Source organism: Streptomyces sp. NPDC051563 (assembly GCF_044454225.1).
Taxonomy (GTDB): Bacteria; Actinomycetota; Actinomycetes; order Streptomycetales; family Streptomycetaceae; genus Streptomyces.
In genome coordinates, this window is sequence record NZ_JBITDL010000009.1 from 165,010 (window position 1) to 176,156 (window position 11,147).

Here is an 11,147-nt window from a genome sequence, read left to right on the forward strand (position 1 = left end):
GCGCCCGCCACCCCCGCCCCCCCCCCCGCGGCCGGGCCCCCCCCCCCCCCCCCCCGCCCCCCCCCCCCCCCCCCCCCCGCCGCATCACGCGCGACCACCCGGTCACGGGACCGTGGCCGTGCGTCAGTAGGGACTGACGACGATGTCGTCCATCACGAAGTCGGCGTGGTCGGCGCGGACGCCGATCGCTCCGGGGGCGGTGTAGGCGGGAACGCCGCCCGCGCCGTTGTCGACTCCGGTGAGGAGGAGGTGGCCGTCCTTGGAGACCGTGATGGTCACCTGGTTCGCACCGGTGTTCTTGACCGTGACCGTGAAGTTCTGCCACTGGCCCCAGGGCACGTTGTAGGCCGCCGACGAGCTGAGTTCGATGTTCGCGGAGCTGGACCCGGTCGTGACCTTCTTCTTGATCACCATGGTGTTGTCACGCCGGTTGAGCGAGGCGAAGTACAGGTTGTCGGCGTCCTTGTAGCGGAGCCACATGTGGATGCCGTCGCACTCCGCGCAGCCGTTGGTGCCGTCGGACACCGAGTCGCCGATCAGTCCGTCGTCGCGGAACTTCGCGTCGATCCGCACGTCACCGAAGTCCGTGCGCTTGGACTTCATCCGGAAGATGGCGGAGTCGGTGGCGGTCCCGACGCCGTTGCTCGCAGGGCCGCTCGACGTGGCGTTGGGCTCGTCGTTGTTGATGCTGCCCGGTGAACCCAGCTTGTTAGCGTTCCCCGCGGCGTCGGTGCCGGTCTTGCGGAAGAGGGAGCCGCTGGTGAGGTCCCAGGCCTTGGACAGGACCCGGGCCGGGTCGCCCGCGTTGCCGGGCCACGAGGCGTACTCGTTGGTGATCAGGCCGTCGGCCGCGCCGGGGTGCCCTTCGCTGGCGCCCGAGAAGTCCTCGGTGAACAGGGCCGCGCTGCTTCCGGAGGTCGGGCTCTGCGCGTACGCAGCACCCGCTTCGGTGCCGGAGAGCGTGTGCGTCCAGGTGCGCACGTAGCTCACGAGGCCGGGGAACTTGTCTCCCGGGCCGCCCGCCCACTTGGCACGGCCGATGGTGAGCCCCTTGCCGGCGCCGGTCCAGGGGGTGATGGCGGTGGCGGTGGCGCTCTGCGCGACGCCGTTGACGTACAGGGTCATCTTCTTGGTGCTCGCCTGGTACGTCGCGGTGAGATGCGTCCACGCGGTGGTCGCCGGGCCGTCCGACTTGACCCCCGCCCACGCCGTCGGACCCGCTTCGTCCGAGCCCGGGCGCTGGAAGATCCACTTCTTGTCGGCGGCGTTCACTCCGAGGTAGAACGCACTGCCCTGCACGCCGTCCTGACTCAGAGCCGTGATGTTCAGCGTGCCGTCCACCGAGTCCGGCTTCACCCACGCAGCGACCGAGAAGTCCTTGGTCGCATCCACCGAAGGGCTGGTAAGAGCGCAGTACTGTGCGCCGCCGTCGAACTTGGCGACGTTGCCGCGGTTCGGGTCGTTGACGTAGCTCACTCCCCCGGGGCACGAGGGGCTGTGGGCGGCGTCGGCCATGGTGTACGAAGTGTCGCCCGCGCCGGGCTGGGAGGGGAGGCTCTGGGAATAGGCCGTACTGGCCTCGCCCGGGCTGAGGGTGTGGATCCAGCTGCTGACACCGCTGACCCGGCCGGGGAACAGGTCGGCGGAGGCGCCGGCCCACGTGCCGCGTCCGATGACCAGACCGTTGCCGCGGGTCCAGGGGGTGGGGGCGGTGGCGGTGGCGCTCTGCGCGACGCCGTTGACGTACAGGGTCATCTTCTTGGTGCTCGCCTGGTACGTCGCGGTGAGATGCGTCCACGCGGTGGTCGCCGGGCCGTCCGACTTGACCCCCGCCCACGCCGTCGGACCCGCTTCGTCCGAGCCCGGGCGCTGGAAGATCCACTTCTTGTCGGCGGCGTTCACTCCGAGGTAGAACGCACTGCCCTGCACGCCGTCCTGACTCAGAGCCGTGATGTTCAGCGTGCCGTCCACCGAGTCCGGCTTCACCCACGCAGCGACCGAGAAGTCCTTGGTCGCATCCACCGAGGGGGTGCCGGCGCCGTCGACGGCGCAGAACTGGCCGGTGCCGTTGAAGGTGGCGACGGGTCCGCGAGCGGGGTCGTTGGTGTATCCGGCTCCTCCGGGGCACGGCGGGCTGTGCGCGGCGTCGGTCATCGCGTAGGCGCGGTCGGCCAGGACGACCGGCGGCTGCTTCGCGAGGTGCAGTTCGTACCAGTCGGCGGCCAGGCCGTTGCCGTTGCGCCAGATCTCGAATCCCGCGTCCACCGTGCAGAGGTAGTGGCTGCCGGTGAGCCAGCCCCGGCGGATGCTCTCCTGCAGGAACGGCTTGAGGCTGAAATCGTCGACGGCGGTGAGCGTCCGGTCGGTCGACCGGAAGCTCACATCGACGGTTCCGGCCCCGCCGACGCCCTTCCAGACCTCGAAGGTGTGGCCGCCGACGGTCAGGGTCCCCGGTTGCAGGCTGCCGGCCGGGGGGTGGTTGCCGCCGACGTCGTTGAGCCAGATCATGAGTTCAACGGTGGTGTTCGCGTGCGAAGGGTCGGTCGGCACGGCGCAGTTGCCCTGTGCGGGATCGAACCAGAGGTCGTACGAGGTGTTGTACTCGCTGTCGGCGGCGCCCCGCGTGTGGAACGTGGAGCTGAGGTCGGCGAGGCTGTCGATGGTCGCGGGGAGGTCCGGGTACGGTCGGCGCGTCTCGAACGAGGGGTAGGCCTGTGGCCCCCACTGGGCCACTTGCCCGGACTTGTCGGCGGAGATGTTGCTCCCGCTGACGGTGAACTTGTGGTCGCCATCGGTGTTGATGCAGAGGCCGCCGCCCTGGTTGTCCCGGGCGTTCCAGTTGTTGGGTCCGACCTGGAGGTTGTTGGTGATGGGCACCATCGGACCGAACTTGGCCTCACCGGTGCCCGCGTAACCGCACTGCTGGCTGGGGACCGCCGGGATGTCGGCGCTGGCCACCGGCGTCATCGCGGTGGCGGCCATGAGCGCGACCACGGTGGTGGCGAGCGCTCTCGTGCCCGCGCTGAACAGCTTCCTCATCGAGTCCCGCCCCAGGGCGGACCGCCGCGTGCCGGGTTCGCGCACGGCCGGACCGAGTGGGTGAGGGTGGGGGTGAGGGTGAAGGGCCGGATGCGGTCGGTTGGGCGACTTCCGGGCCGGATGGGAGGAGAAGGCCTTCTTGGTCACGGGATTCCTTTCGCTTTGTCGAGCAGCGCCCCCGGGGGCTCTGCGGTGTGGGCCGGGGAAGGGCCGTCGGCCACCGGAGGCAGCGAGGCCGGTGGTGACCTCGCTGCCTTCCTTTCGAGCCGACGGCGTTGCGTGCAGGTCGCCGAGCGGACCTCGCCGGAGACCGGATCGACCGCGCCGGATGTTCCGCCGGACCGCACGCCGGTCAGGGGTGCCGGCGCCCTTTCGGCTCCGGGTGCCGGGCGTGGCCTGCTTCTTCCCGGTCGCCGTCCGGGTGTGTTCCTCGGCGGTCGGCCTGGTCGGCGCCGGTTAGAAGCCGGACCAGAGGCCGGTGCTGCCGAGCATGTCGGTGCCGCCGCTGACGGTTCCGGAGCCGTTGCCGACGTAGAGCTTCATGTTGTCGTTGGCGTCGATGCCGGCCGCGTCGACCTTCCCGTCGTTGTTGAAGTCGGCGGCCATGAAGGAGCGGAAGTAGGCCCACAGGCCGGTGCTGCCGAGCATGTTGGTGCCGCCGCTGACGGTGCCCGCGCCGTTGCCGACGTACAGCTTGGCGTTGTCGTTGGCGTCGATGCCGGCGATGTCGCGCTTCCCGTCGCCGTTGAAGTCGGCCGAGGCGATGCCCTTGAAGCCCTTCCACAGGCCGGTGCTGCCGAGCATGTTGGTGCCGCCGCTGACGGTGCCCGCGCCGTTGCCGACGTACAGCTTGAGGTTGTTGTTGGCATCGATGCCCGCGATATCGGTCCGCCCGTCGCCGTTGAAATCACCGGCGGTGATCGATCCGAAGTTCTTCCACAGGCCAGTGCTGCCGAGCATGTTGGTGCCGCCGCTGACGGTGCCCGCGCCGTTGCCGACGTACAGCTTGAGGTTGTTGTTGGCATCGATGCCGGCGATATCGGCCTTCCCGTCGCCGTTGAAGTCACCGCTCGCCGTCCGTGCCTGTACCACCGGGAGGTCCACGACCTCCTCCTCCAGGGGCGGCTCCGGCGGAGTCGTGGGATCGTCGACCACGCTGTCGTTGTGGACCGGCCTGTAGGTGCCGCTCCCGGCGAAGTAGGGGTAGGGGACCTTGCGGTGGTGGACTCCGCTGCCGGTGAACTCGTAGGCCAGGTACGAGGTCTGCGAGGAGTCGGTCCAGCGGTGGAAGATCACGATGTGCCCGGAGTTGCCGGCGGCGTCGTTGAGCATCGCGTCACCGGGCTTCAGGGCGCTCTTGCTGATCCACGAGGCGACCCCTCGCGGCACGAAGCTCGTGGTGTCGAGGGAGGAGCTGAGCTCCCAGGCCATCGAGGCATAGCCGGAGCAATCGGTCCGGTACCCCTGGTAGCTGCTCGACTGGTTGTAGGGGATTCCCTTCCCGACCCACCCGGCGGCGCGGGATATGACCTGGCTCCTCGTCAGCCTCGGGGAACTCTCCTGCGCACTGTTCAGGGCGAAGGTGCCGACCCCGCCGCGCAGGGCCGAGGGCACCGGTACCTCGGGGCCTTGGCCGAGGCTGCCGCGATCCTTTCCGGCGACCGCCGATGCGGAGACCGCTGCCGTGCCCGCTCCCGACGAGGCGACGGCCGGCATCGCGCCGCCGAGTACGGCGACCGCCGCTGCCGCGGAGGCGGAGAGGGCGAGGAACGTACGAGGTGTGACGGAACGCTGCATCATGGTCCTTTTCGCCTGCCGGTGGGCAGTGCCGTGCCGAAGGGGTGAGGGGGTTGCCGCACGCCAGCGGGATCACGGCGTGCGCAGCAGGTGGCGGAACGGTGTTGCGGCGATGGCCGAACCGAGCAGCCGCACACCGGGGGCATGGCATCGGATGGGCGGCCCGCTGTTTCGTGGCCCGCGTGGTGCTGTCACCCGATGTTCACCCGCTGTGGCAGAAGCATCACCGCTGCCCGGCACCCCTCGGAAGGTGTGCCGGCTGAGAGCAAGTGGTCCTGAACGCTTGGTGTCACGCACCACCGTTCGTTCCCCGTGCGGGCGGCATCAGTGGTGGGCGTGGGGCAGGGCCACTGGACACATAGGTGGAGCGCGCCCGCGCGGAAGGCGGGTCGGCCGGACAGCGCTGGGGCCCGTCTCTCTTCTGTTCGTCGCGGAGATATGCGGGAGTTACTCGCGCTCCCCCGGGTGCGGCGGTGCCGGAAAGGCTCTGGCACACCGGTGGTTGAGAGCAACCGTTCATGAGCGGTTGCTGTCGTTCATTGAGTCTTTTCCGGGCGCCGGGACCGGTTGATGCTTCTCCTGAGCCAAACGGATATGCCAAAGGGAGAAATCATGGAATTCAAGCGGAACATTCGGGTTTCCGGTAAGCGGATCGCGCTCGGCGCGGCGGCCCTGTCCTCGGCCGTCGTCCTGGGATTCGCCGGTACGGCAAGCGCTACGACCTTCGGCTTCAGCGCCACCTCCCAGAGCAGCAAGAGCCAGATCAGCGGCACCTACGAGTACCACTACTCGGGGACGGCCGACTCGAACAACCCCAAGGGTGGCGGTTCGAACCTCTACGACGGCAAGTTCACCAGCTCGACGGCCAAGGACCTGGTGGCAGGTGACGGGGTGGAGGCCGTGCTGGCGCTCCAGTACGACGAATACAAGGACGGCATCTGGGCCCGCAAGTCCAACGTCGTCGCGGTCGCCAACGGGACCAAAACCTGGACGTTCTCAAACAAGGCCAATGTGACGGCCTACGCCTGCGACCGGGCAGTGAATACCACCAAGCTCCTCAACTGCAAGGCCGCCTGGTAATCCAGAGCCGTCGCAGGGACCGCCCCTCCGCGATTTCCCGAGCCCGCCCGGCATTTCTGCCGGGCGGGCTCGACGCGTGCAGGCTGCCGGTGCGCGGCCTCTTGTCCGGCCGGGCAAGGGTGCCTCACACTCGTTGAGTTGACACTCGTCAACTCTTGATGGGGGTGGGTTCGTCATGCCCGAGAGCACTGACTCCAAGGATCACGTCCCGCACTGGGTCACCCGCGCCCAGGGAGTGGCCGATCGCCTGGCGGATGACCTGGTGGAAGAACTGCGGAACGGGGGAAAGCAGTCCCGGGACGATCTCCGGCGCGGCCTGGCTCACGGGGCACGGGAACTGACCCGGCCTTCACCGGCCCTGGCCGCGTTCCTGCACGACCTTGAGCATCCGCCCGCGCACCTCGATCCGGACGTACTCGACCGCGGGTCCCGAGCCTGGTTCATCCATCCCGGATGGGTTCACGCGATCGCCCTGTCGGCCGGGTCGCTCGTCAAGGTCTACCGGTGCCCCTCGATCGCGGCCGCCTTGGCAGCCACCGGCTCCCTCGTGAACACCGCGGGGACCCGTTTGGACGCGACGGGCCTGTGGGTCAACTCCGCCCTGCTCCCCGGCGCACTGCACCCGGGGAAGCCCGGCTACATCGCCACCGCTCACGTGCGTCTGGTGCATGCCCGGGCCCGTCTGGCCGCCCTCGCGAACGGCTACGACCCGGCAGTGCACGGATCACCGATCAACCAGGCTGATCTCCTGCGCACCTGGCTGGCCTTCACCCACACCTCGTTCCGGGCCGAGGCCATGATCGGCTACACCTGGACCGAAGCCGAGCTGGCAGTCCTCTACCGGTACTGGCAGCACATCGCGCACCTGATGGGAATCGAACCCCACCTCGTGGCACACCTGACGGGTCCGGGCGCGGCCGCCGAGGCCGACCGTCAGCTCGACGGACGGAGCCTGTCACCGGCTGCTCCCGAGGCCGACGTCCTCACCCACCAGACGATCGAGGCCGTAGCCGAAACCCTGCAGGCCCAGGTGAAGCTGTCGGCAGCCGTGGGCCGTCCCCTGCTCCGTGCGCTCGTGACCCGGTTCCACGCCGACTCCCCGGACCGGCCGCTTCCCGCACGTCCGCTCCAGTCCGCCCTGGCCGGGCTGCGCCCCGTCGTCGGCCTCGGATACCGGTGGCAGAGCCGGCCCGCACGCCGGGCAGCTCTCATCACCGAGAACCTCGCCCTCACGCGCGCCTACATCCATTCCCTCGACGCCCACCGGCCCAACCCGTGAACCCGCCCCGCCGGGCACACCCCAGCGGCGTGATGCACCGCCCACGACGCAGGAGGCCCGCCAGGCCGGCAAGCGCGCCGGATAGCCTGACCCCATGCAGCACGCCCCAGCCGAAAACGCCTTCAAGACCCGGCGCCTGGTCCCCGAAGGCGAAGTCCTCCACGCCGCGCTCACGGCCTTCTCGCGTCACGGATTCGAGGGGGTATCGCTGCGATCCCTCAACGCGGAGCTCAACGTCAGCCACAACATGCTCACCAAGCGGTACGGCTCCAAAGAGGCCCTGTGGAAGGCAGCCGTCGACGACGCCTGCGTACGCCTGACCGAGGCACTCGACCGCGCCGACGACCCGGCCGGCCCGCCGCTCGACCGCCTCCACAACATGATCGTCGACTTCATCCAGGCCGCGGCACACCAGCCGGACCTGCTCCGGCTGGTCACCTCCGAAGCCACCCACGACTCCGACCGCGTCACCCACCTGTGGACCCGCCACATCCAGCCCACCATCGACCGCTTCGCGCCCCTGTATGCCCAACTCGTCGCCGACGGCACCCTCAAGGACGTTCCCCTGCCCGCGGTCTACTTCATGATCACCTCAGGCGGCACCGCACCCTGGGTCAGCCCGGCGCTGAGCACCCGCCTCGGCCACCCGCCCGACTCCTCCACCGCCATCCGCGCCCACGCCCACCACATCGCCGACCTCATCCTGGGCGGCCTGCGGACCCACCGCTGAAGCGGAGCCACCCGGGCACCCCGCGGTCTCGGGACCGGTACCCGGCCGCCGAGGGCCGCGATGCTCCCTGCAGTGGCTCCGACCAGGATCAGCCGTCCCCGGAGCCGACGACGACGGGGCGGACGGCGAGGGGGCGGACGGCGAGGGGGCGGACGCGGAATGTCAGGCCCGGGAGGCAGACGACAGCGCGGTCGGATCGACTCCGGAGAGCTCGATGATCCGGTGGGCCGGCACGCCGGCGGCGAGCGCTCGTCGCAACAGGGCGTCCCTGTTGTCCTCACCCTCTCGGAACGTCAGCAGTTCCTCCTCGACGCTCGCCACGTGGTCCGTGGCCGCCGCACGGCGGAGCCGCTCGAGCTCCTCCTCGCTCAGCGGCACCGGGAGCCGCTCGGCACCGTCGGGAATGAGTGCGCTCTGCTCCGGAGGCACCACGCGGACAGCCGGCGAATCGGCACTCACCCCCTGTGCCGCCAACCAGGCCTGAACAGCCGAGGTCTCCAGACACTCCAGGTCTCCGACGAGAGCCAGCGGCGTTCCCTGCCAGCCTTCCGTGGTCATTACGAGGAAGAAGTAGGCGTCATCCGTCATCGTGGCACTCTCCTGGCACACCGTGGCATTGATCGATCGCCCCCCGGATACCCCCTCGCTCAAGGGCCAAGCCGAACGATCCCCGCAGAACAAAGGTGCGGGTCATCACTCCGAACCCAGGCGCACGAAGCCCGGCGGTGGCGGCCAGGACATCGCTGCCGGGGGGCGGGTTCCTTCAGTTGGAGCCATCGCCCAGTGCATCGTTGCTAGCTTCGCAGGATGACTGCTGTGACATTCGACGATGTCGTCCGAGCCCGGCTGCAAGCCCCCAACATCTGGTACGTCGGCACCGTGTTCGCCGACGGAGCACCGCAGGTCAGCCCGATGTGGGTGGATCTGGAGGGCGCGGGGGAGCTCACGTTCACCACCTCGGCGGGGCGGGTGAAGGAGGAGAACCTCCGCCTCGACCCCCGCGTCTATCTCTCGCATGCGGACGCCACCGATCCCTTCGACCGAGTACAGATCAGCGGCGTGGTGGCCCGCTTCATCGAAGGCCGGGAGGCGCACGACCGAATGGACCGGCTGGCCCGCAAGTACCTGGGCACGGAGCGCTACGAGTGGATCATGCCGGGTGAACAGCGCGTCTCGGTGATCGTGCGCCCGGTCAAGGTGCGGCACATCGTGGGAGTGGAGCGATTCCGGCCCGGCGGCCCCGCCCCTGTTCCCCCGGTCGGCAACTGACTGCGGTCCCCGCGTCCGGACCCTAGTAGCCGCCGTCGTCCTCACGGTCGCTTTCGGGGGTACGCCGAATCCGCCACGCCCCGAAAGCGGCCCCCAGAGCCCCGCCCACGGCGACTGCCACGCCCTCCCGGTCGCTTCGGCTGCCTGCCGTATGTCCTGGAACAGGCGCGACAAGCCCGACAGCCCCTACGAGCGGGCCGCACTCCTCCACGGCCACACCGCCGGTCCTGCCTACCGAAGTCCCCCCGGTCCGGGACCATCGGCTCCCCTCGGCCGCCCGGGCCGGGGCAGGGGCCCACGGGTAACCGCACATCACGCGAGCACCCAGTGAGGATCCCCCTTGGACACGGAACAGTACGCGGCGCCCCCCGAACACCGGACCGGGCACAGGACCGGGCAGAGGGAGCCTGCGCACGGCCGCGCCGCACCCGATCCGAGTTCCGTCATCCCCTGGGGCGTACGGGTCGGCGCCGAGGCGGCCTGGCGGCTGGTCGTCCTCGCCGCCGCCCTATGGCTCCTGGTGCGCGTGGTGGCCACCGTGCAACTGGTGGCCTTCGCGTTCGTCGTCGCCCTCTTCGCCACGGCCCTGCTCCGCCCCGCCGTGTGCCGCCTGGAACGCGCCGGCCTTCACCGCGGCCCCGGCACCGCCCTCGTCATCGTGGCCGGATTCGCGATGGTCACGTTGATCGGCTGGTTCGTCGTCTGGCAGGTCGTCGCCAACTCCGACGATGTCGCGGCCCGTCTCCAGGAGGGCATCCACCAGCTGCGTTCCTGGGCCTTGCACAGCCCCCTGCACGTGACGGACGAGCAGGTCGAGCAGGCCGCGCAGAGCCTCAGCGACGCAGTGGGCGCCAACGCCGCGAAGCTCGCCACGACCGGCCTGCAGGGCGCCACCTTCGTGGCGGAGTTCCTGACCGGGGCCCTGCTGACGGCCTTCTCCACGCTGTTCCTGGTTCATGACGGCCCCCGCGTATGGCGCTGGGTGCTCGGCCTGGTCCCTGCCGCGGGGAGGCCCGCCGTCGCGGCGGCGGCCCCCCACGCGTGGCGCACCCTGACCGCCTACGTGCGCGGCACCGTGGCCGTGGCCTTCATCGACGGCCTGTTCATCGGACTCGGCCTGTACTTCCTGGACGTCCCGCTGGCGGTACCCCTGGCGGCCCTGGTCTTCCTGTGCGCGTTCGTCCCCCTTGCGGGCGCCGTGGCCTCAGGAGCGCTCGCAGTCCTCGTCGCGCTGGTGACCTGCGGGCCGGTCACCGCACTCGCGGTGCTCCTCATCGTCCTGGCGGTGCAGCAGATCGAAGGACACGTCCTGCAGCCGTTCATCCTCGGCCGCGCCGTCCGCGTGCACCCGCTGGCCGTCATCCTGTCCGTCGCGGCCGGCGGTCTGGCGGCAGGCATCCCCGGCGCGGTGATCGCCGTGCCACTCGTTGCCGTGGGCAACACGATGGTGGTCCAGCTCCGTCGCGCCGGTGACACGGCGCAAAAGGAGATCCCAAAAGAGCAGGTTTGAGTCCATTTCTTCCGGACACGTTCAGTGGTGCCCGTGTTCGCCCACCATCGAAAGATCACCATGGGAATCATCGCCTGGATCCTGCTCGGCCTGCTGGCCGGAGCCATCGCCAAAGCCATCACCCCGGGCCGTGACCCGGGCGGCTGCCTGATCACGATCCTCATCGGCATCGTCGGCGGTCTGCTCGGAGGATGGCTGGGAAAGGTCATCTTCGGCGTCGATTCGATCAACGGGTTCTTCCACCTCTCGACCTGGATCGCAGCCGTGGCGGGCTCGGTCGTGCTCCTGCTGCTCTACCGGCTGGTAGCAGGCCGGCGGAGCCACTGAGCCGTCGAGGCCACCCGAGCCGCCGAGGGGGGGGGGGGGGGGGGGGGGGGGGGGGGGGGGGGGGGGGGCGGGGGGGCGGGGGGGCGCGCCCCCCCCCCCCCCCGCGCCGCCGCCGC

General features: G+C 70.0%; 9 protein-coding genes. 6 read left to right on the plus strand and 3 right to left on the minus strand.

All coding sequences use genetic code 11. The features are described from left to right. Positions 1 to 123 precede the first annotated feature (123 nt). Positions 124 to 3,039, minus strand: coding sequence for a LamG-like jellyroll fold domain-containing protein (locus ACIA8F_RS13270; RefSeq protein ID WP_399378421.1), 2,916 nt, complete (start codon positions 3,037 to 3,039; stop codon positions 124 to 126). Between the two features lie 456 nt (positions 3,040 to 3,495). Further along, positions 3,496 to 4,839, minus strand: coding sequence for an FG-GAP repeat domain-containing protein (locus ACIA8F_RS13275; protein WP_399378422.1), 1,344 nt, complete (start codon positions 4,837 to 4,839; stop codon positions 3,496 to 3,498). 609 nt (positions 4,840 to 5,448) lie between these two features. Between ACIA8F_RS13275 and ACIA8F_RS13280 the strand changes: the two genes are divergently transcribed. The 3 genes from ACIA8F_RS13280 to ACIA8F_RS13290 all read left to right on the plus strand — a co-directional run bounded on the left by ACIA8F_RS13280 (position 5,449) and on the right by ACIA8F_RS13290 (position 7,925). Further along, the gene (locus ACIA8F_RS13280) at positions 5,449 to 5,916 is read left to right on the plus strand and encodes a hypothetical protein (protein ID WP_399378423.1); all 468 of its coding nucleotides are present in this window, start codon (positions 5,449 to 5,451) and stop codon (positions 5,914 to 5,916) included. 175 nt (positions 5,917 to 6,091) lie between these two features. Then, complete coding sequence (locus ACIA8F_RS13285; protein ID WP_399378424.1) at positions 6,092 to 7,195, plus strand: oxygenase MpaB family protein; 1,104 nt, start codon at positions 6,092 to 6,094, stop codon at positions 7,193 to 7,195. A 94-nt stretch (positions 7,196 to 7,289) separates the two neighbouring features. After that, the gene (locus ACIA8F_RS13290) at positions 7,290 to 7,925 is read left to right on the plus strand and encodes a TetR/AcrR family transcriptional regulator (RefSeq protein WP_399378425.1); all 636 of its coding nucleotides are present in this window, start codon (positions 7,290 to 7,292) and stop codon (positions 7,923 to 7,925) included. A gap of 162 nt (positions 7,926 to 8,087) precedes the next feature. Here ACIA8F_RS13290 and ACIA8F_RS13295 read toward each other — a convergent pair whose 3' ends face one another. Further along, positions 8,088 to 8,513, minus strand: coding sequence for a DUF6003 family protein (locus tag ACIA8F_RS13295; RefSeq protein WP_399378426.1), 426 nt, complete (start codon positions 8,511 to 8,513; stop codon positions 8,088 to 8,090). 219 nt (positions 8,514 to 8,732) lie between these two features. Between ACIA8F_RS13295 and ACIA8F_RS13300 the strand changes: the two genes are divergently transcribed. The 3 genes from ACIA8F_RS13300 to ACIA8F_RS13310 all read left to right on the plus strand — a co-directional run bounded on the left by ACIA8F_RS13300 (position 8,733) and on the right by ACIA8F_RS13310 (position 11,031). After that, entirely contained in the window at positions 8,733 to 9,194 is a 462-nt protein-coding gene (locus ACIA8F_RS13300) for a TIGR03618 family F420-dependent PPOX class oxidoreductase (RefSeq protein ID WP_399378427.1), read from the plus strand. A gap of 340 nt (positions 9,195 to 9,534) precedes the next feature. Beyond that, positions 9,535 to 10,704, plus strand: a complete 1,170-nt coding sequence (locus ACIA8F_RS13305; protein ID WP_399378428.1) for an AI-2E family transporter — start codon at positions 9,535 to 9,537, stop codon at positions 10,702 to 10,704. Between the two features lie 60 nt (positions 10,705 to 10,764). After that, positions 10,765 to 11,031 (plus strand): GlsB/YeaQ/YmgE family stress response membrane protein, encoded by a 267-nt coding sequence (locus tag ACIA8F_RS13310; RefSeq protein WP_383941742.1) that lies wholly within the window; start codon positions 10,765 to 10,767, stop codon positions 11,029 to 11,031. Positions 11,032 to 11,147: the final 116 nt, after the last annotated feature.